The organism is Wohlfahrtiimonas sp. G9077, assembly GCF_002252155.1.
Lineage (GTDB): Bacteria > Pseudomonadota > Gammaproteobacteria > Cardiobacteriales > Wohlfahrtiimonadaceae > Wohlfahrtiimonas.
On the sequence record NZ_NEFD01000001.1, the window covers coordinates 188210 to 210516 of the forward strand.

At 44.3% G+C, this 22307-nt stretch carries 18 protein-coding genes; 13 read left to right on the top strand and 5 right to left on the bottom strand.

All coding sequences use genetic code 11. The annotated features are described in order from the left end of the window. Window positions 1-55 precede the first annotated feature (55 nt). A complete protein-coding gene (locus B9T20_RS00885) occupies window positions 56-286 on the top strand; it encodes a glycine zipper 2TM domain-containing protein (RefSeq protein WP_008314693.1) in 231 nt (76 codons plus the stop codon). A 143-nt stretch (window positions 287-429) separates the two neighbouring features. On the opposite strand, the gene B9T20_RS00890 is transcribed toward B9T20_RS00885, so the two are convergent. The 4 genes from B9T20_RS00890 to B9T20_RS00905 are packed head-to-tail and all read right to left on the bottom strand — an operon-like array spanning window position 430 to window position 3345. Beyond that, window positions 430-1593 carry a glutathionylspermidine synthase family protein gene (locus tag B9T20_RS00890; protein WP_094489382.1) on the bottom strand — a complete coding sequence of 388 codons (1164 nt, stop codon included), beginning with the start codon at window positions 1591-1593 and terminating at the stop codon, window positions 430-432. Continuing rightward, entirely contained in the window at window positions 1594-2307 is a 714-nt protein-coding gene (locus tag B9T20_RS00895) for a DUF1190 domain-containing protein (RefSeq protein WP_094489383.1), read from the bottom strand. A 20-nt stretch (window positions 2308-2327) separates the two neighbouring features. Further along, window positions 2328-2651 carry a DsrE family protein gene (locus B9T20_RS00900; RefSeq protein ID WP_094489384.1) on the bottom strand — a complete coding sequence of 108 codons (324 nt, stop codon included), beginning with the start codon at window positions 2649-2651 and terminating at the stop codon, window positions 2328-2330. Window positions 2652-2679: 28 nt separating this feature from the next. Then, window positions 2680-3345: a DsbA family protein gene (locus B9T20_RS00905; protein ID WP_094489385.1), complete on the bottom strand. Its 666-nt coding sequence runs from the start codon at window positions 3343-3345 to the stop codon at window positions 2680-2682. Between the two features lie 91 nt (window positions 3346-3436). Here B9T20_RS00905 and B9T20_RS00910 point away from each other — a divergent pair, with 91 nt between their 5' ends. Next, window positions 3437-4453, top strand: coding sequence for a lipoate--protein ligase (locus B9T20_RS00910; RefSeq protein ID WP_094489386.1), 1017 nt, complete (start codon window positions 3437-3439; stop codon window positions 4451-4453). A 25-nt stretch (window positions 4454-4478) separates the two neighbouring features. Continuing rightward, entirely contained in the window at window positions 4479-5288 is an 810-nt protein-coding gene (locus B9T20_RS00915) for a DUF3553 domain-containing protein (protein WP_094489387.1), read from the top strand. A 161-nt stretch (window positions 5289-5449) separates the two neighbouring features. Here the strand turns inward: B9T20_RS00915 and B9T20_RS00920 are convergent, their stop codons facing one another. Continuing rightward, window positions 5450-7411, bottom strand: a complete 1962-nt coding sequence (locus tag B9T20_RS00920; protein ID WP_094489388.1) for a PhoX family phosphatase — start codon at window positions 7409-7411, stop codon at window positions 5450-5452. 152 nt (window positions 7412-7563) lie between these two features. Here B9T20_RS00920 and gpmI point away from each other — a divergent pair, with 152 nt between their 5' ends. The 10 genes from gpmI to anmK all read left to right on the top strand — a co-directional run bounded on the left by gpmI (window position 7564) and on the right by anmK (window position 22196). Further along, complete coding sequence (gene gpmI, locus B9T20_RS00925; protein WP_094489389.1) at window positions 7564-9096, top strand: 2,3-bisphosphoglycerate-independent phosphoglycerate mutase; 1533 nt, start codon at window positions 7564-7566, stop codon at window positions 9094-9096. A 17-nt stretch (window positions 9097-9113) separates the two neighbouring features. Then, window positions 9114-10487: a S41 family peptidase gene (locus B9T20_RS00930; RefSeq protein WP_233491472.1), complete on the top strand. Its 1374-nt coding sequence runs from the start codon at window positions 9114-9116 to the stop codon at window positions 10485-10487. A gap of 59 nt (window positions 10488-10546) precedes the next feature. Beyond that, the gene (gene uvrA / locus B9T20_RS00935; RefSeq protein WP_094489390.1) at window positions 10547-13363 is read left to right on the top strand and encodes an excinuclease ABC subunit UvrA; all 2817 of its coding nucleotides are present in this window, start codon (window positions 10547-10549) and stop codon (window positions 13361-13363) included. A 26-nt stretch (window positions 13364-13389) separates the two neighbouring features. Continuing rightward, window positions 13390-13833 (top strand): hypothetical protein, encoded by a 444-nt coding sequence (locus B9T20_RS00940; protein ID WP_094489391.1) that lies wholly within the window; start codon window positions 13390-13392, stop codon window positions 13831-13833. Window positions 13834-13848: 15 nt separating this feature from the next. Then, window positions 13849-14868, top strand: a complete 1020-nt coding sequence (locus B9T20_RS00945) for a branched-chain amino acid aminotransferase (protein ID WP_094489392.1) — start codon at window positions 13849-13851, stop codon at window positions 14866-14868. A gap of 498 nt (window positions 14869-15366) precedes the next feature. Further along, window positions 15367-18849, top strand: a complete 3483-nt coding sequence (locus B9T20_RS00950) for a pyruvate carboxylase (RefSeq protein ID WP_094489393.1) — start codon at window positions 15367-15369, stop codon at window positions 18847-18849. Between the two features lie 190 nt (window positions 18850-19039). Further along, the gene (locus tag B9T20_RS00955) at window positions 19040-19603 is read left to right on the top strand and encodes a TetR/AcrR family transcriptional regulator (protein ID WP_094489394.1); all 564 of its coding nucleotides are present in this window, start codon (window positions 19040-19042) and stop codon (window positions 19601-19603) included. Window positions 19604-19615: 12 nt separating this feature from the next. Beyond that, a complete protein-coding gene (locus tag B9T20_RS00960) occupies window positions 19616-20140 on the top strand; it encodes a hypothetical protein (protein WP_094489395.1) in 525 nt (174 codons plus the stop codon). After that, complete coding sequence (gene murQ, locus B9T20_RS00965) at window positions 20140-21042, top strand: N-acetylmuramic acid 6-phosphate etherase (RefSeq protein WP_094489396.1); 903 nt, start codon at window positions 20140-20142, stop codon at window positions 21040-21042. Before B9T20_RS00960 ends, murQ begins: the two co-directional genes overlap by 1 nt. After that, window positions 21042-22196 carry an anhydro-N-acetylmuramic acid kinase AnmK gene (gene anmK / locus B9T20_RS00970; RefSeq protein WP_094489397.1) on the top strand — a complete coding sequence of 385 codons (1155 nt, stop codon included), beginning with the start codon at window positions 21042-21044 and terminating at the stop codon, window positions 22194-22196. The genes murQ and anmK overlap by 1 nt, the downstream gene beginning before the upstream one ends. Window positions 22197-22307: the final 111 nt, after the last annotated feature.

Genomic DNA, 22307 nt, shown 5'->3' on the forward strand with positions numbered 1-22307 from the left:
ATTTTGTGCACATTTGCGCTAAGTTAAATGTGCACATCAAACACAAGGAGCACGTATGAAAACATTCATCAAACTAACAGCAGTTATGACCATGATTGGATTATTGGCAGGTTGTTCAACTTGGAACAGTATGAGCACTCGTGAAAAGGATGCTGTGGCTGGGGCAGGTGTTGGTGCTGTCACAGGTGCTTGGCTCTTTGATGGTGCGGTGCTCGGTACAGTGGGCGGCGCTGCCGTCGGTGGTCTCATTGGTGATCAAGTGGGTAAAAGCACAGATCATAAATAGTCATCAAAAGGCTTTGGAAACAAGGCCTTTTTTAAATGGTGATGACCAACTGACCGTCGGTCAATATATTTTGTAGTCAATATAAATATCTTCATACAAAAAAATCCCCATTTCTGGGGATTTTATTTAATCAATCTATAATCTTAATCAATAATTACATGCGGATAAAAACGTGATAAATCCTGCGTGATCAATGCTTTATCCTCACGGATACAAATACCCGCCGATTGATCACCTACAACCCAGCTGCCAATCAATGTGGTGTTGTCATCAAACTTTGGCAAAGGATAATAGGCTTGATGAATGTAGCCTTCTTCGCCATATGGACCATCTGCTTCGGCCACAACTTGCCCGCGATCTACAATCGAAATGTTCGCGCCTTCACGAGAGAAGAGGGGCTTTTTCACATAAGATGATAAATTGCCTGCGGCGGTATCTTCTGCAAAATAGCTCTCCAACAAATTCGGATGATTTGGGAACATGGACCATAAGAGTGGCAAAATGGCTTTATTGGATAAAATGCTTTTCCAACCAGGTTCAAGCCACAAGGTTTTACGATTGTCTAAGTATTCTGCAAACTCTTCGCGGAACATCATTTCCCAAGGATAGAGCTTAAACATCGTGCGGATGATCTCATCATTGACATCGGTAAATTGACCATATTCATTGATGCCAATGTCCTCAATAAAGACAAAATCATTGGGCAACTCTGCATCTAACGCGCAATCTTGTAGATATTGGATGGTGCCACGATCTTCTTCTGTGTCAGAGCAGCAGCTCAAATGCATGTGAGAGATGCCGTGCCAACTTTTAAAGAAGGCAAAGCGCTCGATGAGTTTTTCTTGAATGCTGTTGAATTGGTCGGCATTGTCCGGTAAATGACCAGTGGCGATTTGATCTTCGAGCCAAATCCATTGGAAAAATGCGCTCTCATATAAAGAGGTTGGGGTGTCTGCATTGTATTCCAACATCTTAGGTGGCGTTTTGCCATCATAGGCAAAGTCAAAGCGTCCATACAGTGAAGGATCTTTATCTTTCCATGAGGTGGCCACAAAGTCCCACACATGTTCAGGGATGCGGAACTTTTTCAGTAACGCTTCATTATTGATGACGAGTTCAACGGCTTCTAAAGACATTTGATGCAATTCATTGGTGGCATCTTCGAGCTCATCGATTTCGCGACTAGTGAAGGCATAATAATGATCCTCGCTCCAATAGGGCTCGTCATACATGGTGTGGAAATAAAAACCATATTCCACAGCTTTTTCTTGCCAATCGGGGCGCGGGGTAATTGGGATGCGTTTCATTTAACCACCAAAAGATGTTGAACGATTAGACGAAGGCGCTTTAGTGGTTGAACCGGTTGAGCGCGATTGCGTGGCTTTTGATTGTGCAGCCATGCGCTGATTGTTCACCATTTGGCCAAAGCCACCGCGTTTAACGGTGCCGGCAGGCTTGGATTTTAGCTCATTTTTTGGCACAGAAACGGTGCGGCCAGATTGTGCAGCGCCATAGCTTTTACCGGTGCTGTCATAATAGTTTGTGGGGCGGCCGGATGCATCTTTTGGGGAATAAACGGGTTTATGGGCTGCATTGTTATTGCCCATCATGCCACTCATGAGTTTACCCATCATGAAACCGGCAAGGAGTGGCATGAAGAAAGAACCGCCGCTGTCGTTATTGGCCATTTGTTGTGGATTGACAGTATTGTTTGCTTGTTGAACCGATTGGCAATTCTCTGCGCCAAAATCTGCGGTACATTCTTCAATGGTGGCGTATTTAGGTGCGGTTTCAATGGCCTCTTTAATGGCGCCTTCATAAACGCTTTTACATTCTGCCACCATGTTTGGATTGTTATTGATGCAGTCATTGGCATCTGAATAGATGGTCAACTGTTCAGTGTCATTGCTGCTGCCACAAGCCACAACGCCAAAAGCCACTAAAAGTGATACAGCTAAGGGCTTGAGTTTAAAATTCTTACGAAATGTTGATTTATTAATAGAGTGTGTGCGCTTTTTCATAATGATTGATTCCTCAAGGATTAAAACGTGAGCACTTTGTCGCTCTCTTCGGTGATTTTAACAGCGTCGATCATGGTGGTGACGGTAGACAATTGCGCGTCATCGCGGCGCTTTCTAAATTGTAAGCAAGTGCCGCATGAATAGAGCTTGCCGCCCAATTGTGCATACTTTTGCCATTGGTTTTGAATGTCAAACAGTTCATGATCCATAAATTCCACTTCAACGCCGCTGTTCATTAAAAATGCGGTCACAGTGTGTCCCATTTCAAGGGCAACATTCATATAGCGAATGGCATTCCAAGCTTTTTCAGTGTCATTAGATGTGATGAATACGCCAATTTTCATAATTTGATCCTTTCCTTTGATTGAGGGCTTATTGTAAGCCTTCTGTTGAGCCTGTGGTGTGGATTTTATCGATCACTTGGTAGAAGTTGACAGGTGTTTGTGCACCTGCCACGGCATCTGTGCGGTTAAAGACAAAAAATGGCACGCTTTTAATGCCAAAGCCCATCGCTTCTGCTAAATCCACATCTTTTGCTTGGCTGATGGTGTGATCTGTTAAAATATCTGCAATGTTGACATCCATTATGCCAACTTCTGCCAAAATCGCCGCGAGCACTTGATCATCTGCCAAGTTTTCGCCTTTGGCAAAATAGCCCTCAAACAAGCGCATATTGAACGCACGTGATTTGTCGAGATGGTGCCGCTGCACCCAAATGGCAATGCGATGAGCAATCGTTGTGGTGACGGGAATCACTTTGTCAAAATCAATGGTTAAGCCTGCTTCTTTGGCATAGACAACGGCATTTTCTGTCATGGCTTTCGCGCGATCAAGGGGCACATCATACTTTTGCGCAAGGTTTTCATAGTACGATAAATTTGTATCAAATGGCGCATCTGGCGACAACTCATAGGCTTTAAAGAGGAGCGCCTCCTCAGTTTGATGTTCTGCATTGAATACATCTAACGCCAAATAAAAGTTATGCACGCCAATGTAACAAAATGGGCAAGAAAAATCTGACCAAACTTCAATTTTCATAGTGACTCCTTCAATCTTTGCTGTGTGTATATTAACAGAGAAAAAAGATCTATCATGACAATTTGCCGACGAATGGAGAAAAGGAGTCAAAATGTCCACTTTACGATTACTGATTTCAGAAAGTGTGGATCCGTGGTTCAATTTAGCGGTGGAAGAGACCATCTTTCAATCGATGGATCCGAACCAAAAAGTGTTGTTTTTATGGCGCAATGATCAAACAGTCGTGATTGGGCGCGCACAAAATCCTTGGAAAGAGTGCAATACGCGCAAAATGGCAGAAGATCACATTAAGCTTGCGAGAAGACAAAGTGGCGGCGGGGCGGTGTTTCATGATTTGGGCAACACCAACTTCACCTTTATGGCGGGCAAGCCTGATTATGATAAAACGCAATCCACGCAAATCATTATAAGAGCATTGGCCTCATTGGGCATTCATGCTACAGCTTCAGGGCGCAATGATCTGATCATTGAGCGCAATGGTGAAGTGCGTAAAATTTCTGGTTCTGCGTATCGGGAAAAAGCGGATCGCGGCTTTCATCATGGGACATTGCTCATTGATGTGGATTTTACCCGTTTGGCCAATTACTTAAATCCTGATCCCAAAAAATTGGCGGCCAAAGGCATTTCATCGGTGCGTTCACGCGTGGCAAATTTAACAGAAGTGCGCCCTGATTTAACTCATGAGATGATTTGTCAGGCCATTGAGACTGTGTTTTGTGAGGATTATGGCGGTTGTGTGACGCCCGAATACATTAGTGAAGCCAATCCGCCTGCCATTGAGGGTTTTGCGGAGCAGTTTGAAGTGCAAAGCAGCTGGGATTGGAATTTTGGCAAAGCCTTAGAATTCAGTCATCACTTTGATGAGCGCTTTACTTGGGGCGGTGTTGAGGTGCAATTGTTGGTGCAGCAAGGGGCGATTGTGATGGCCAAAATCTACAGCGACAGCCTCTATTTAGGTGCGCTTGAGGCTTTAGAGCAAGCTTTAATGGGTCAGCGCTATAAAAAAGATGACATTCATGCTATTTTCAATGGCGTCATAGAACATCATCCTGAGGCACAGGACTCTTTATTAGAATTACAAAGGTGGTTTGTGCAGCAGATTCAATAAGATAATAACAACCAAGGAGTGAATCATGCATTACAAAAAAGGTGACAAAGTCAAACATCCCAAGCAAGAGGCTTGGGGCATTGGTTTGGTGTTAGAAGATCAGCGCGATGATAAGGTGCACATTCTCTTTGAGCATGCCGGACAAAAGCTATTGTCTGTACAATTTTGTTCACCTGTGAAGGTGGAAGTGGATGATTCACGTTTGGCCATGAATCAACCTTTAACGGCGCGATTTTTAAGTCTCTGCCCAAAAGGTGTGGCAGATGCCAAATTCATCAAAAACGTGACACCGTATCGTGATCTCTCTGAACAAGCACAAACAGAGCTCAATGAAGTGGATGTGCGAGCATGGTTAAAGCGCGGCGAAGCAGATGTGATCGTCGCCCGTTTGGTGGCATTGTTACAAAGTGCGCCCAAAGGACTCATTCAATCGCCAGCGTCAGTAATTCAAGCGATTGAAAAGGGCAGTGCCCATGAGTTTGCCAGTCTTTGGTGTGATGTTGTTTATGGCAATGAAGAAGAGCGCGCGGAGGATTGGGCAGCATTTGCGGAATTATGCCGTGAGCTTGGCATTCATCAATGGAGTGCTTTAACGTATTTATTGGCGTTAATGAAGCCGATGCAATTGATCATCGTGATGCCCAAAATATTGACGGCAATTGCGCCGTCATATGGCATGACGCTCAATTTCACAGATGATTTTACGCTTAAGGATTATGAGGCGGCGTTGACTTTAGCTGCAAAATTAAAGAGCGCAGCACAAGCGGCGGGCATTGAGCTTCGGGATATGATGGAAGTTGCTGTTTATGCAGCATTTTGTGTCAAAGCGTTATAACTGTAGTTAATATGTAGTTTTGTGAAAAATATTGCCCCGTCAAAAGTGTTTTCCTAGGCGGTGATTGGATACAAAATGCCCAATTTATTTTTAAATTGGGCATGAATTTATGAAAAACTACCTTTTAGCAACTTAATCATTATGATTAATGAATCAATGGTTTAAGTTCCAATTATGCCGCCATCTGTGCGCTCAATGACCACGGTTGCAGAACGTGGGCGGCGATTGTGATGATTGGGCCAGCTTGAATATTGCGTAGGATTGCTTGGATCTAGATTGCCTTTTGGCGGCTCACCGGGATGCTGAATGTTCACAAAGAGCGTTTGATTGTCTGGCGTAAACGCGATGCCTGTGATTTCAGCGCCATTTGGGCCTGTTAAAAAGCGCTTAAAATAACCCTCTTCCGGATCCACCACCAACATTTGATTGTTGCCCATGCCGGCATACTCTTTTTGATTGAGAATGGATGTTGAGACATCGGTTTGCACCCACAATAAACCATTGTGATCAAACTTTAAACCATCAGGGCTGCCAAACAGATCGCCGCGGTGATTGGCCATGTGGTTGCGCGTTGTGGTTTGATCACGGCCGGCGAGTGCTAAAATGTCCCATGTAAAGGCATCGGTTGCGCCATTACCATTCTCTTCATTCCAATGGATGATGTGCCCAAAGAGATTGTTTGCGCGCGGGTTTGCGGCATCCACATCAGGATAGCCTTCTTTGCCGCGATGGCTGTTATTGGTGAGCGTACAATAAATGGAGCCGGGCACCAAAGGATTGGCGGCAATCCACTCGGGGCGATCCATTTTTGTGGCGCCCACAATGTCTGCGGCCTTACGTGCATTGATCACCACATCGCCTTGATCATGAAAACCATTGGCGGCCGTTAAACCATTTTTGCCATAGATTAAGGGCAACCAATCGCCGCTGCCATCTTCATTGAATCTGGCAACATACAGTGTTCCTTCATCCAGTAGTTGGCTGTTTTGTTTACCTTTTTTGGGATCAAATGCCTCTTTAGAGACAAATTTATAGATGTATTCAAAGCGCTGATCATCGCCCATATACGCCACAATTTGGCCGGTTGGGGCAATGATGAGTTCAGCGCCTTCATGTTTAAAACGACCAAGCGCTGTGTGCTTAATGGGCGTTGAATTTGGATCGGTGGGATCAATCTCCACAATCCAGCCAAAACGGTTTGGCTCATTGGGTGTTTGATCCACATTAAAGCGTGCATCGAACTCATGCCAGCGATATGCATCATCTTGATTGACAATGCCATAACGCGCTTCTAATTCATTGAGGGCACCTTTTTTCACAAAGATGTCCGACCAATTCTCCTCACAGGTTAAATACGTGCCCCACGGCGTTTGACCATTGGCACAATTTTGCAGGGTGCCAAGCACGGTTTCACCTTTTGGATCCGTGGCTGTTTGCATCAGTGGATGACCTTTGGCGGGGCCTTGAATGTGCATGGGTGTATGAGGCGTAATGCGTCGCGCATATTGTGATGGGCGAACCACGCGCCATTGCTGACCATCTTTGATCACTTCAATGACAGAAACGCCCATGGCATTTTGGCTTTTGCGCACTTTATCTGCCGTCCATGTTTGATCACCATCGGGGAAGAGTAAGCCATTGTCCACATATTCATGGTTCATCACCAATAAGCCATGATTTGAATGCTCATTGAGAGGGAAATATGCCATGCCATCGTGATGCATCCCAGCTTGCACCGCTTGTTCTTCTGCCGTATTGCTAGCATCTTCATTAAATTTTGGGCCATTGCCTTGAATCCCTACAGGATCGCCCCATTGATAAAGCACCTCTGCTTGATAACTTTTGGGCACAATGACATCATCTTGCGTGGAAAATGGCACTGATTGAAAGCGTAAATAGGGCGTTTGTCCATGGGTGAGTTGATTTTGACTGCTCGGTGCAATTGCTTTAGCCACATTGGCAAAAGGCAGTGTAAAAAGCCCAAGTAAGCCTGCACTCATGCCGGTTTTTGTGAGTACATCACGGCGTGAACGGGGTTTATTCAGGACAGCAGATAACACTGGATTGGGGCTTAAATTGCTGATCGCTTCTGTGGTGATCTCAATGGTTTTTGGGCGACCCATGATGGTTTTCTCCTCGTTGTCAAAAGATGCACAAAAGGTTAAGTCATCAATGTTGCACTTTTATGACAGGCGGAATCTATTCTGAAAGCAGGGGGAGAATTCATTATAATGGACACATTTGTTAACGACGATGATCAAACGAGGAAAACATCATGACGAAAGCACCAAGACCTGTGGTTTTATGTATTTTGGATGGTTGGGGTTACCGCACCGATATGAAAAACAACGCCATCATGGCGGCAGAAACGCCTAACTGGGAAGAATTTAAAACAGAAGGCGCATGTACGTTGTTGAAAACATCTGGCATGGCTGTGGGTTTACCTGAAGGTCAAATGGGGAACTCAGAAGTTGGACACATCAACATTGGTGCAGGGCGCGTGGTGTATCAAGATTTAACGCGCATCACCAAAGCCTTTGAAAGTGGTGAATTTAAAAGCAATCCTGTGATTGAGAAAACATTGGCGGACTTAAAAGCATCCGGTAAAGCGTTGCACATCTTTGGTTTACTCTCTGATGGCGGCGTGCATGCCGATGAATCCCACATTCATGGTTTGATTCAGGTGGCAGCTGAAGCTGGCATTCAAGAGATCTATTTACATGCATTTTTAGATGGCCGTGACACAGCGCCGCGCTCTGCACAAACATACATTGAGCGTGCAGAAGAAGCATTTAAAGCATGTGGTAAAGGCCGCTTTGCCAGCATCATTGGTCGTTATTATGCGATGGATCGTGACAATCGTTGGGAGCGCGTTGAGCAAGCTTATGATTTGGTGAGCCAAGGCTTGGCAGAATTTAATGCACCCACAGCACTGGTAGGTTTAGAGGCTGCATATGCGCGTGATGAAAATGATGAATTTGTCAAAGCCACAGTGATTGGCGATGCCGTTAAAATGATGGATGGCGATGCGGTGATTTTCATGAACTTCCGCTCTGACCGTGCACGTGAATTGAGCTATCCATTTACGGAAGATGATTTCACAGGTTTTGTGCCAAAATACCGTCCAAAACTCTCTCATTATGTGTGTTTAACACATTATAAGGATGGTTTACATGGTGAAGTGGCATTCCCACCACAAAACATTGTCAATGGCTTAGGTGAAGTCGTGGCCAATGCAGGTTTATCTCAACTTCGCATTGCAGAGACAGAAAAATATCCACATGTGACCTTCTTCTTTAACGGCGGCCGCGAAACAGTGTTTGAGAATGAAGAACGCATTTTGGTCAATTCACCAAAAGTGGCAACGTATGATCTTCAACCTGAAATGAGCGCGCCAGAAGTGGCCGATAAACTGTGTGCGGCGATTCGTTCTGGTAAATTTGATGTGATCATTTGTAACTTTGCCAATCCGGATATGGTTGGGCACACTGGTGTCTTTGATGCGATTGTGACAGCGATTGAAACAGTCGATGAGTGCATGGGCCATGTGTATGATGCTGTTAAAGAAGTGGGCGGTGAATTATTGATCACAGCGGATCACGGCAATGCGGAATTGACTTGGGATGAAAATACCAATCAGCCACACACATCACACACCACAGGTCCTGTGCCATTGATCTATTTAGGTCGTGAGGCATCTTTGTCACCAGATGGCGCCTTAAAAGATTTAGCCCCCACCATTTTGCATTTAATGGGTCTTGAGCAACCTAAAGAGATGACCGGACACAACCTCGTACATTTTAAATAATTGATGGGAGATTCAGGATGAGAGATTTTCGACGATCCTTGTTGGCAGCTTGTGTGCTGTCCTTGGCATCTTTAAGTGGTCACAGCATCGCTTTAGGTTTAGAGCAGCCACCTGCCGCCATGAGTGATGTGCATGTGGACACTGTGGTTGATTCTGTGTTGCCAGAAGCGCCTGAGCAAACATTGCCTGTGCAGCAGCTCTTGCTGTTTGTGAATGTGTTTGAGCAGCTAAAAGCCAACTATGTGGATGATGTCACCGATGAAACCATGATTAACAATGCCATCAAAGGCATGTTGTCAGGGTTGGATCCTCATTCTGAATTTTATGATGCCGAAGCGTATCAAAAGGTGCAAGAGACCACAACGGGCTCTTTTGCAGGCCTTGGCGTTGAAGTGGTGAGTGAAGATGGCCTCATTCGTGTGATCTCGCCGATGGATGGTTCGCCTGCTAAAAAAGCGGGCATTGAGGCGGGCGATTTGATCATCAAAATTGATTCAACCGCCGTGCAATCGATTGATGTGGCCAAAGCGGTGGACATGCTCAAAGGTGATCCTGGCACGGAAGTGACCCTCACCATCATTCGCGAAAAAGAGCGCTCACCTTTAACCTTTACAGTGGTCAGAGACATCATTAAAACAGAGAGCATTAAAAGTGAGCTCATTGATGATGCGTTTGGTTATGTGCGTTTGAGTCAATTCCAAGATCGATCTGCCGAAGAGATGCGCACTGCCATCAATGAGTTAATGCAACAAGCACGCGCGAAAAAGAGCAGTTTAAAAGGTTTGGTGCTGGATTTACGCAACAATCCAGGCGGCGTTTTAGATCAAGCGGTGGGCATTTCTGATCTCTTTTTAGAATCGGGTTTAGTGGTGTACACACAAGGGAAATCGCCGGAGACGCGCATTGATTTTGCCGCCACCGAAGGGGATATTTTAAACGGTGCGCCTTTGATTGTTTTGATCAATGGTGGTTCTGCTTCTGCATCTGAAATTGTGGCCGGCGCCCTTCAAGATCAAAAGCGTGCCATCATTGCCGGTGAAAAGAGTTTTGGCAAAGGCTCTGTGCAAACGGTGGTTAACTTGATGGATGGGCAGGGCATGAAGTACACCACAGCCCTTTATTACACGCCATCTGGACGATCCATTCAAGGTGAAGGCATTGTGCCAAACATTGAGCTTTTATCTTTGAATGTTGATTCAGAGAACAATTCAAACTTCATTCGTGAAGAAAATTTGGCCAAACATTTGAACAAAAATGGCGATGGAGATCAAACCATCACCACATTTGCGCAATCTAAGAAAACCCGTGAAATTGCGGTGGTGGACAATCAATTGTATGAGGCATTGAACCTATTGAAGAGTTTAATCTTTATGCAAGAAAACACCCAATAAGCAGAGTCTTCCAACATTTATCCTTCTCTCCTTCGGGAGAGATTTTTTTGAGAGTGATCATGGAAAATATAACGGTTCAAGGGGCACGTACCCACAATTTAAAAAACATTCATTTGACATTGCCGCGCAATCAACTGATTGTCATCACCGGTTTGTCTGGATCGGGTAAATCCTCACTTGCCTTTGATACACTGTATGCAGAAGGGCAAAGACGTTATGTGGAATCTTTATCGGCCTATGCGCGACAATTCCTTTCCATGATGGATAAGCCAGATGTGGATCACATCGAAGGATTGTCACCGGCCATTTCCATTGAACAAAAATCCACTTCTCATAATCCGCGCTCAACAGTGGGCACAGTCACAGAGATTTATGACTATCTGCGCCTGTTATTTGCGCGCATTGGGATTCCCCATTGTCCAACGCACCATTTGCCGCTCAATGCGCAAACGGTGAGCCAAATGGTGGATCAGATTTTGGCCCTTGAAGAAGATTCACGCATCATGCTGCTTGCACCCATTGTGCGAGATCGTAAAGGCGAACACATTAAACTCATCGAAAGTCTAAAGGCACAAGGTTACTTACGTTTACGCATCGATGGTCAAGTGTATGACATCGATGAATTGCCCGAGATCAACCCAAAACAAAAGCACAGCATTGAAGTGGTGATTGACCGTTTTAAAGTGCGCAGTGACATTGGGCAGCGTTTAGCCGAATCCATTGAAACCGCTTTGGGATTGTCCGAAGGTTTAGTGTATGCCATTGACATGCAAAACCCTGACATTGAGCTCCATTTTTCTGCCAATTATGCTTGCCCAGAATGTGGTTTTTCATTGCCAGAGCTTGAGCCACGTTTATTTTCCTTTAATAATCCCACAGGCGCTTGTCCAACGTGTGATGGTTTGGGCGTCAGTCAATTTTTTGATCGCACCAAAGTGATCACAGATGGTGATCTCTCTTTAGCTGCCGGGGCGATTCGTGGCTGGGATAAACGGGCATTTTATTATTACTCCATGATTTTATCGTTGGCCAAACACTATCAATTTGATCCTGAAGCACCTTTTAATGCCTTGCCAAGCAAGATTCAAGAGATCGTTTTAAATGGCTCAGGGACAGAGGAGATTGACTTTGAATACTTTGGCTCAAATGGCAAAGTGGTGCAGCGTCGCCATGCTTTTGAAGGCATTTTACCGAATTTAGAGCGCCGTTACCGCGAAACAGAATCACAAAGCATGCGCGAAGAGCTTGCTAAATATTTAACCTCTTGTCCTTGTCAAGCATGCGGTGGTGCCCGTTTGAATCCTGCCGCCCGCAATGTATTGATTGATGATCAATCCATTGATCAAGTGACGGCGATGAGCATTGAAGATGCTCTGGCCTGGTCATCATCCATGGATTTAACAGGCGCACGCGCTGAAATTGCCGATAAAATTCTAAAAGAGATCAATGAGCGTTTAGGCTTTTTGGTCAATGTGGGTTTAGATTATTTAAATCTTTCCCGTTCTGCAGAAACCTTATCTGGTGGTGAGGCGCAGCGCATCCGTTTAGCATCGCAAATTGGTGCAGGTTTAGTGGGCGTGATGTATGTGCTTGATGAGCCTTCTATTGGTTTGCATCAGCGTGACAATGATCGATTACTCAAAACCCTCATTCATTTGAGAGATTTGGGCAATACTGTGATTGTAGTGGAGCATGATGAAGATGCCATGCGAGCGGCGGATTACATTGTGGACATTGGGCCAGGTGCCGGCGTGCATGGTGGCCATGTGGTGGCAGAAGGCACCGCTGAAGAGATCATGCAAAACCCGAACTCTTTAACAGGGCAATATTTATCAGGGCAATTGTCCATTGAAGTGCCCAAAACACGTAAAGCGAATGATCCTGATCAACAGCTGACCATTGTGGGTGCATCGGGGCACAACTTAAAGGATGTGACGGTGAACATTCCGGTGGGTTTGTTGACGTGTGTGACAGGCGTGTCAGGTTCGGGCAAATCAACGTTAATCAATGATACGTTGTACCCCTTTGCGGCCAATGCATTAAACCGAGCCAGTCAAGAGGTTGCCCCTGTGAAAGAACTGAAAGGCCTTGAGCACATTGATAAAGTGATTAACATTGATCAAAGCCCCATTGGGCGCACGCCACGCTCAAATCCTGCCACCTATACCGGGCTTTTTACCCCAATTCGTGAACTCTTTGCCGGCACAGCAGAAGCCCGTGCTCGTGGATACACAGCGGGGCGATTTAGCTTTAATGTTAAAGGTGGGCGCTGTGAAGCGTGCCAAGGCGATGGCTTGATTAAAGTTGAGATGCACTTTTTGCCGGATGTGTATGTATTGTGTGATGTGTGTAAAGGTAAACGCTATAACCGTGAAACCTTAGACATCCAATATAAAGGTAAAAACATCAGCGAAGTGCTAGAGATGACTGTGGAAGATGCCTGTGAGTTCTTCTCGGCGATTCCTGTCATTCATCGTCGTTTGACCACTTTAATGGATGTGGGCTTAAGCTACATTACCCTTGGGCAAAATGCCACAACGTTGTCTGGCGGTGAAGCGCAGCGAGTGAAACTCTCCCGTGAATTGTCAAAGCGTGACACAGGTAAAACGCTGTATATTTTAGATGAGCCCACCACCGGCTTACATTTTCATGACATTGCACAATTATTGAGCGTTATTCACACCTTGCGTGATCAAGGCAATACCATTGTTATCATTGAGCATAATTTGGATGTGATCAAAACAGCCGATTGGATTGTTGATTTAGGGCCAGAAGGCGGTTATAAAGGAGGTAGGGTGATTGCACAGGGCACGCCAGAAATGATTGCCAGTCATCCGGACAGTGCCACCGGTCACTTTTTAAAAGATTTCTTATAAGAATTCATCATTGAGGATAGAGAAGTATGAAGAAACTACCCATGACAAATCCTGCCACACAAACAAAATATAGCGACTTAACAGGTGCAATCGAAATTGATTGGGAAGGTCGAATTTCTAGCCTTGTGGCACTTTGCCGCGAAAAAGGCATCAACATGGATCAATATTATCTCATTGGATTTGGCTTTGTGAGTTTTGAGGCCGATTATGTGACTTGTAAAGTGGTTTTATTAGACAGCACGAAATATGGTCAAACCTTTCAGGAAGTGGAAAACTCTGTGGCAAAACTCCATTCTGTGGAAGCGGTGCAAAAAAACTTTCAAATCCCCTATGCAGAACTTGAAAAATATATTAAACATATTAATGCGCTGGTATTTACGGATATCGGTTTGGCCATTCATGAGGTCGTCATCAAAGAGAATTTGGCAGATCATCATTATGACAGTGATGATTTACCACAATATAGTTAGAATGAAGGATAAGAGATGTCAAACAATACAATCGATTGGGATAATTTAGGATTCAGTTATATTCAAACGCCATACCGTTTTGTGGCTAAACATGAAAATGGTGTATGGCAAAAAGGGGATCTGACCGATGATCCTTATTTAAAAATTCATGAAGGCTCCACGGCGCTTCATTATGGCCAACAATGTTTTGAAGGCTTAAAGGCGTATCGCACGAAAGATGGCAGCATTAACTTATTCCGTCCATATGAAAATGCGCGTCGTATGAATGAAAGCGCTCGTCGTCTTCGTATGCCAGAGATTCCTGAAGAGATGTTCGTAGAAGCAGTGAAAGCCGTTGTGCGTGCGAATGAAGATTTTGTACCGCCTTATGGTAAAGGGGCAACCTTATACTTGCGTCCACTGTATATTGGCGTTGGGGCAAACATTGGCATTAAACCTGCACCTGAATACATCTTCACGATTTTCTGTATGCCGGTGGGTCCTTATTTTAAAGGCGGATTGGCACCGACAAACTTTATTGTGTCTGATTATGATCGTGCAGCGCCAATGGGTACGGGCGCCGCTAAAGTGGGCGGTAACTATGCGGCAAGCTTATTGCCAGGTTATGAGGCGCATGAGCGCAATTTCTCTGACTGCATTTACTTAGATCCAGCCACGCACACGAAAATTGAGGAAGTGGGTTCTGCAAACTTCTTTGGCATTACCCATGACAATAAATTCATTACGCCTGTGTCGCCATCGATTTTGCCATCCATCACTAAATATTCGTTGTTGCACATTGCAAAAGAGCGTTTAGGTATGGAAGCGATTGAGGGCGATGTATATGTGGAAGATTTAGATCAATTTGCAGAAGCGGGTGCTTGTGGTACAGCGGCTGTGATTTCGCCCATTGGTGGCATTCAAATTGAAGATGATTTCCACGTTTTTTACAGTGAAACTGAAGTTGGTCCTGTGACAGAGAAGCTATACAATGAATTGGTGGGCATTCAATTTGGTGACATCGAAGCACCTGAAGGCTGGATTGTTAAGGTTTAACCCTTTAATCATCATTCATCATCTCAAAAGCTGACCATTTGGTCAGCTTTTTTGATTTATTTTTATACAGATTTGGTCAAAGGATGGCGGCGATTGACGGATAAAAATTGGGCGATTTTTGACGAATGATGATCCATTAGCGAATCTGTCCATACATCTGTTTACATCACTCATGAAGGGGCATTGTGCTCCTACAAAACTTTACACAATCACCGTATGTTTCTAATTCCATGGCAATAGTCACTCAAACGGCTTGTCATTAATCGTTTAATTACGTTAATCAAACGGGGCGATTTTGTGATGAGATTTTCAGTCACACTTGATGAAACATTACATATTTACTACTTTTTGATTGACATGACCAAATGTACGCTTCAATCAAAAGGTATCATTTAAGGATTGAATCTTTCGAAAAAGTCCATTATAAAAGTAGAGCAATAAAAATCTTTGATAGAAAATTTATTGTGATTAAAATAATTACATTGATAAGGGCGAGTTATGGGTATTCAAGCAGCATCTGATCTACAAACAGAACGTAAGATTAAAAAAATACTGGTTGCTAACCGTTCGGAAATTGCGATTCGCATCATGCGCGCAGCTTCTGAACTTGGCATTAATACTGTAGCGATCTACTCTGAGCAAGACATCAAAGCGGTTCACCGCTATAAAGCAGATGAAAGCTATTTAGTGGGCCAAGGTAAACCACCATTAGCAGCATATTTAGACATTGAGGACATCATCCGCATTGCTAAAGAGTCAGGCGCCGATGCGATCCATCCAGGTTATGGCTTTTTGGCAGAAAATCCAAATTTAGCGAAAGCTTGTCAAGAGAATGGCATTATCTTCATTGGTCCAGAACAGCGTATTTTGGAGCTTTTAGGTAATAAGGTCTCTGCTCGTAACTTAGCGATTTCAGCTGGCGTGCCTGTCATGCCTGCTTCTGAGCCATTGCCACACAATAATGAAGAAATTTTAAAGATTGCTGAAACCATCGGTTATCCCGTGATGCTCAAAGCGAGCTGGGGTGGCGGTGGTCGTGGCATGCGCGTGGTGGAATCTGCCGATAAAATTTTAGATGCCGTTGAAGTGGCTCGTCGTGAGGCGAAAGCTGCCTTTGGCAACGATGAAGTTTACTTAGAAAAATTAGTGGTGCGTGCGCGCCACGTGGAAGTGCAGATCCTTGGGGATGCCGCTGGCAATATTGTGCATCTGTTTGAACGTGACTGTACTGTTCAACGCCGCCATCAAAAAGTGGTGGAACGTGCGCCTGCGCCTTATTTAGATGATGCATTGCGTGCAGAAGTGTGTGGTTATGCCGTAAAAATTGGTCAAACTGCGCGTTATGTCAATGCAGGAACCGTTGAGTTTTTGATGGATGCGGACACCAACAAATTCTACTTCATCGAAGTGAATCCACGCATTCAAGTGGAACATACTGTGACAGAAGCCATTACAGGCATTGACATTGTCAAAGCACAAATTGGCATTGCTGAAGGTTTAACCTTTGGGGATGCATTGCTTGAAGTGCCCACACAAGAAGGCATCAAAATGACAGGTGCAGCATTACAATGCCGCATCACCACAGAAGATCCTGCTAATGGCTTTGTGCCAGATCATGGCGTGATCAATGCTTACCGCTCGCCCGCAGGCTTTGGTATTCGTTTAGATGGTGGTACAGCATATGCCGGCGCTGTGATTACACCTTACTACGATTCATTGCTTGTGAAAGTCACCACTTGGGGCAGAAGCGCTGCAGAAGCCATTGAACGAATGGATCGTGCATTGCGTGAATTCCGTGTGCGTGGTTTGGCCACAAACTTATTGTTCGTTGAAAATGTCATCAACCATCCATTGTTCATCAATGGTGAATGCATTACGCGATTTATTGATGAAACGCCATCATTGTTCACATTCCCAGTACGCCGTGACCGTGCGAGCTACTTATTAAAATATTTATCTGAAGTGCAAGTCAATGGCAACCCTGAAGTGGCAGGTCGTGAGATTCCTAAACACTTTGTGACGCCTGTTTTGCCAACGGTACAACCTAAAGAAGATGTGGCAGAAGTCAAAGGTACGCGCATCATTTTAGATGAGCTTGGTGCTAAAGGCTTTAGTGATTGGATGCTCAATCAAAAAGAGGTGCTCATCACCGATACAACGATGCGTGATGCACATCAATCTTTATTTGCCACTCGCGTGCGCAGCCATGATCTATTGAAGATTGCGCCTTATTATCAAAAATTATTGCCAAAAATGTTCTCCATGGAATGTTGGGGCGGTGCCACATTTGACGTTGCCATGCGCTTTTTAAATGAAGATCCATGGGATCGTTTAGAAAAAATGCGTGAAGCGATGCCGAACATTTTATTGCAAATGTTGATTCGTGGCGTCAATGGCGTGGGCTATACAAGCTATCCAAACAACGCCATTCAATTCTTTGTTGAGCAAGCGGCGAAAAAAGGGATTGATCTCTTCCGTGTGTTTGACTCATTGAACATTGTCGATAACATGCGTTTTTGTATGGATTCCATCATCGATACTGGTAAATTGTGTGAAGCGACGATTTGTTACACTTCTGACATTCATGATGCAGCACGTCCGAAGTATCAATTAGAATACTATGTGAAGTTGGCCAAAGAGCTTGAAAAAGCAGGCGCACACATCATTGCCATTAAAGATATGGCGGGCTTGTGTCGTGCGCCAGCAGCGCGTCAATTGGTCAAAGCGTTGAAAGAAGAAGTGGGTTTACCGATCCATTTCCATACACATGATACATCTGGCATCTCTGGTGCGAGCGTGTTGGCTGCAGTTGAAGCTGGCGTGGATGCAGTGGATTGCGCCATTGACAGTTTCTCAGGCTTAACGAGCCAACCGCCAATGGGTTCGATTTTACGTGCCCTTGAGTACACCGATCGTGATCCTAAGTTTGATTATGATGCCATTACGCAAATCTCCACCTACTTTGAAGGCGTGCGCTCTTATTATGCACCGTTTGAATCTGGCGTGCGTTCCGGCACATCAGACATTTATCGTCATGAAATGCCCGGTGGACAATACACGAACCTTAAAGAACAAGCGCGCAGCTTAGGCTTAGAATCTCGTTGGGATCAAGTGGCCAAAGCTTATGCAGATGTCAATACGCTCTTTGGGGACATCGTGAAAGTGACGCCAAGCTCTAAAGTGGTGGGCGACATGGCATTGATGATGGTGACGCAAGATTTAACGCCAGAAGATGTGGTCAATCCTAACCGTGAAATTGCGTTCCCTGCATCTGTGACAGGCTTATTCAATGGTGAGCTCGGCATTCCTGAAAGCGGTTTACCAAAAGCATTGTCAGATAAAATTCTACAAGGCAAAGCGCCAGAGATTCAAAATGCAGGCAGCCAGTTGCCACCAGTGGATTTTGATCAATTGCGCACAGAATTGACGGCGAAGTTTAAATACGATGTCTCTGATACGGATTTGGCATCATACATCATGTATCCCAAAGTCTTTACAGATTTTGTGAAGTTCCGTTATGAATATGGTGATGTGTCCATCATTCCTACGAAGCAATTTTTCTATCCAATGGCAGAAGATGAAACCTTCAGCGTACAGATCGAGAAGGGTAAGGATCTATTGATCAGCTACCTTGTTGCCTCTGAGCCCGATAATAATGGCGATTGCCAAGTGTACTTTGAGCTCAACGGTGAGCAGCGCATCTTTAAAACACCGAAAAAAGGTGTGGAAGGTTTAGCTGCGAAGAAAGCAAAAGCCGACCCAAGCAATAATCATCACGTCGGTGCACCAATGCCCGGAATGATCGGTTTAATGCGCGTGAAAGTGGGGGATAATGTGAAAGAAGGCGATGCATTACTCACCATGGAAGCGATGAAAATGGAAACGATCCTACGATCTGAGAAAATGGGTGTGGTCAAACAAGTATACGTGCAAGTGGGCGACACCGTTGAATCCGGCGACTTATTGATCGTGATCGAATAATGAATCCTTAACTAAAACTTTAAATAAGTTTGAGTTGTTGATCCCTTGAGCAATCGGGGGATCTTTTTTTTATTTAAGCCTGAAAAGATTTGCCAAAGGGATGGGTTTTTAGATATACTTTACCGACTGACTACCGGTCAATATAGTTTAAAAAATTATTCACATCCACATACACAATAGGAACATCACCATGGCAAAAACATATGATGAACGGCATGCTGAAATTATGGATGTCTCATTGCGATTATTCATTCAATATGGTTTAAAAGATACAACCGTCAATGACATCGTCAAAGCCGTCAATATCGCAAAAGGGACATTTTATCATTACTTTCAATCTAAAGAGGATTTGATCCTAGAACTTCGCGCGAAATACATTCGCAGCTATTTATCACTGACCAATGATTACATGGGGCAATGCAAACACAGCGATTGGCATGGTAAAATCCGTGCTTGGTGCCAAGGCAGCATTGTTCATTATTATGAGCATCGGGCAGAGCACATTGCATTGTTTCAGCAACAATATTATTTAGACGAGCGCCGCGAACATTTGAGTGTCATTATCTTTTTAGAAGAATTTTTACGAACAGGCAATGAAGTCAATGCATGGAATGTGGCTTCACCTGATTTGGTGGCACTCTTGATTTATCAAGGCATCAATTTAGCGTTTGATGAATGCCGTGAAAAAAGTTTTGAAGAACTTGAAGGGATGACAGCGCGCCTTTATGATGTCTTCATCAAAATGGTTTCATAACTGGGGGAATCGATGCGAATTATCGCCGCGTTGTTGATGTTGGGTCAATTATCCATGGGATTGGCTGAGCCGATCACCCATGACATGAAAAATTTGATGCGTTTAGCTGTGGCAAAAAATGGTGATCAATATGGATTTACCAAAGAAGATGCGCAGCAATATCTAAACATCACTTGGGAAAAGTCGCCGCGATGGGGCGCAATTTATGCGTCTACTCATCATTTGGGCAAAGAACCTGATCAACCCACTTTTGAATACAGCGCCAACCGAGGCACTCGCATTTTAACCCTATATTTCACGGAGCCCGTCAAACCCTTTGTCAAAGCCATTGAACATTTGCGTGGATTTGAAGCCGCTTGGTTTCCCCGTCAGCAAGCAAATGGTTTGCCCATCTATTATTTTGAAGGCAAAAATCCCAGTGAATTCATTCCAACACGTAAATTGTGGATTCGAATTTATGAATGTGCAGACAAGCCTCAAACACCATGCATTCGTCGGGCTCAACTCATTTTTGCTAAACCAGGAGCCATATTATAATGACGCTTGTCATCCATACGCTGACCACAGAGCAGCAAAATCCTAACACGCAACACATCGATGCCATGAGCACGCTTGAGATGGTCAAAACCATGAATCAAGAAGATCAAGCGGTGATTGATGCCATTGGCCATGCCAGTGAAAGCATCAGCGATGCCATTGATGCCATTGTCGTTGCCTTAAAATCAGGTGGCCGATTGATTTATATCGGTGCAGGCACATCTGGCCGTTTAGGTGTTTTAGATGCATCAGAGTGTTTACCAACTTTTGGCGTTGGAGAAGAGAAGGTGATGGGCATCATTGCAGGTGGTGATCATGCATTGCGTCATCCGGTAGAAAATGCAGAAGATCGCCGCGAACTGTGCATTGAAGATTTACAGCGCATTGGTTTCAATGAAAAAGATATTCTCTGCGCAATTGCAGCATCAGGACGAACGCCATATTGTTTAGGTGGATTAGCTTATGCCAAATCCATGGGCGCAAAAAGCATCGCGCTGACATGTACAGACAATAATCCCATGTTAAGCGCCGCCGATTTCCCAATTGCCATTGTGACCGGAGCAGAAGTCATTACAGGATCAACGCGACTCAAAGCGGGCAGTGCACAAAAAATGGTGCTCAATATGCTCAGCACATGTAGCATGATTCAGCTTGGCAAAACCTATGGCAACATTATGGTGGATGTGAAACCCACCAATGAAAAGCTACATCAACGTGCCCTGAATATGCTCACTGGCATTTTAGAGATTGATGAAATCGCCGCGAAAGATTTATTAGCACGTGCACATTTTCATGTTAAAACAGCGTTGTTAATGCATTTGCAATCCATGAGTTATGAGGCAGCAACATCTGCATTGGCAAAAGAAGAGCGTTTAGCCGTTTTATTAAAAGAGGAAAAATAATGGCGTATGGCATTGGCATTATGTCTGGCACATCGTTAGATGGCATTGATGTGGCATTGGTTAACATCACAGGCGTGAATGAATCCACACAATGTGAACTCATCCATTATGAGAGTTATCCATATGATGATCATATTAGAGAAGCTGTACTTCGCGTCAGTCATCCTGACACTTCAAATGTGGCAGAAATTTGTGCCTTAAACTTTGAGCTTGGTCAGTTATACAGTGAAGCAGTGAGCCGTTTATTAAAAACGCATCATTTTAAAGCGCCGCTTGATTTTATCGCCATGCACGGGCAAACCATTTATCACATCCCAAAAGCTACAGATGAATATTGCGCCTCAACTTTACAAATTGGTGATCCTGCACGTTTAGCGTATGATCATCATACAACCGTGATTTCAAACTTTCGCCCGATGGACATGATGGCGGGTGGGCAGGGCGCACCTTTGGTGCCTTATACTGAATATCTATTATTGCGAAGCACCACGCACAATCGCTTATTACAAAACATTGGCGGCATTGGCAACATTACCGTATTGCCAAAAAACTGTACGATGGATGAAGTCTTTGCCTTTGATACAGGCCCAGGCAATATGATGATCAATGGCGCGATGCAATATTTCTATCAATTGCCGTATGATGATCAAGGACAAATCGCCGCCCGTGGGCAAGTGATCCCTGAATTATTGAACGATTTGATGAATGATCCCTATTTCAAAGAAGCACCGCCAAAAGCCACAGGGCGAGAATTGTTTGGTGAAACACGCATTCAATCCATTTGTGAAAAATATACAGATCAAGCCAATGATGTCATTGCAACGTTCACAGAATTAACCGCAAAAAGTATTGCCAACGCGGTTAAACAATTCATTCAACCAAAACTAATACTCAATCTGGATGATGAACTCATCATTGCTGGGGGCGGCGCATATAATTTACATCTTGTGTCACGAATTAAGCATTATTTGTCTATGCTTAAAGTGAAGACACAAGAAGAAATTGGCCTTAATAGTGATGCAAAAGAGGCTGTGGCTTTTGCAGTGCTTGGGCATCAAACCCTCAATCGTCAACCTGGTAATTTAACAACGGCCACAGGCGCCGCGCACAGTATGATTTTAGGTAACATCACTTTGAACCCTTGGGGGGATTGAAATTATTAAAAGTATCACCATTATGCTGATAAGAGAAGGGGAAGCTGCATAAATTAACGTTGTGGCTTTTATTATGCGATATGAAATATGGTATAATATTATATTGCGTTT

Coding starts and splice junctions, on each gene's coding strand:
- B9T20_RS00885 (WP_008314693.1), top strand. CDS start 56: ATGAAAACATTCATCAAACTAACAGCAGTTATGACCATGATTGGATTA.
- B9T20_RS00890 (WP_094489382.1), bottom strand. CDS start 1,593: ATGAAACGCATCCCAATTACCCCGCGCCCCGATTGGCAAGAAAAAGCT.
- B9T20_RS00895 (WP_094489383.1), bottom strand. CDS start 2,307: ATGAAAAAGCGCACACACTCTATTAATAAATCAACATTTCGTAAGAAT.
- B9T20_RS00900 (WP_094489384.1), bottom strand. CDS start 2,651: ATGAAAATTGGCGTATTCATCACATCTAATGACACTGAAAAAGCTTGG.
- B9T20_RS00905 (WP_094489385.1), bottom strand. CDS start 3,345: ATGAAAATTGAAGTTTGGTCAGATTTTTCTTGCCCATTTTGTTACATT.
- B9T20_RS00910 (WP_094489386.1), top strand. CDS start 3,437: ATGTCCACTTTACGATTACTGATTTCAGAAAGTGTGGATCCGTGGTTC.
- B9T20_RS00915 (WP_094489387.1), top strand. CDS start 4,479: ATGCATTACAAAAAAGGTGACAAAGTCAAACATCCCAAGCAAGAGGCT.
- B9T20_RS00920 (WP_094489388.1), bottom strand. CDS start 7,411: ATGGGTCGCCCAAAAACCATTGAGATCACCACAGAAGCGATCAGCAAT.
- gpmI (WP_094489389.1), top strand. CDS start 7,564: ATGACGAAAGCACCAAGACCTGTGGTTTTATGTATTTTGGATGGTTGG.
- B9T20_RS00930 (WP_233491472.1), top strand. CDS start 9,114: ATGAGAGATTTTCGACGATCCTTGTTGGCAGCTTGTGTGCTGTCCTTG.
- uvrA (WP_094489390.1), top strand. CDS start 10,547: ATGGAAAATATAACGGTTCAAGGGGCACGTACCCACAATTTAAAAAAC.
- B9T20_RS00940 (WP_094489391.1), top strand. CDS start 13,390: ATGAAGAAACTACCCATGACAAATCCTGCCACACAAACAAAATATAGC.
- B9T20_RS00945 (WP_094489392.1), top strand. CDS start 13,849: ATGTCAAACAATACAATCGATTGGGATAATTTAGGATTCAGTTATATT.
- B9T20_RS00950 (WP_094489393.1), top strand. CDS start 15,367: ATGGGTATTCAAGCAGCATCTGATCTACAAACAGAACGTAAGATTAAA.
- B9T20_RS00955 (WP_094489394.1), top strand. CDS start 19,040: ATGGCAAAAACATATGATGAACGGCATGCTGAAATTATGGATGTCTCA.
- B9T20_RS00960 (WP_094489395.1), top strand. CDS start 19,616: ATGCGAATTATCGCCGCGTTGTTGATGTTGGGTCAATTATCCATGGGA.
- murQ (WP_094489396.1), top strand. CDS start 20,140: ATGACGCTTGTCATCCATACGCTGACCACAGAGCAGCAAAATCCTAAC.
- anmK (WP_094489397.1), top strand. CDS start 21,042: ATGGCGTATGGCATTGGCATTATGTCTGGCACATCGTTAGATGGCATT.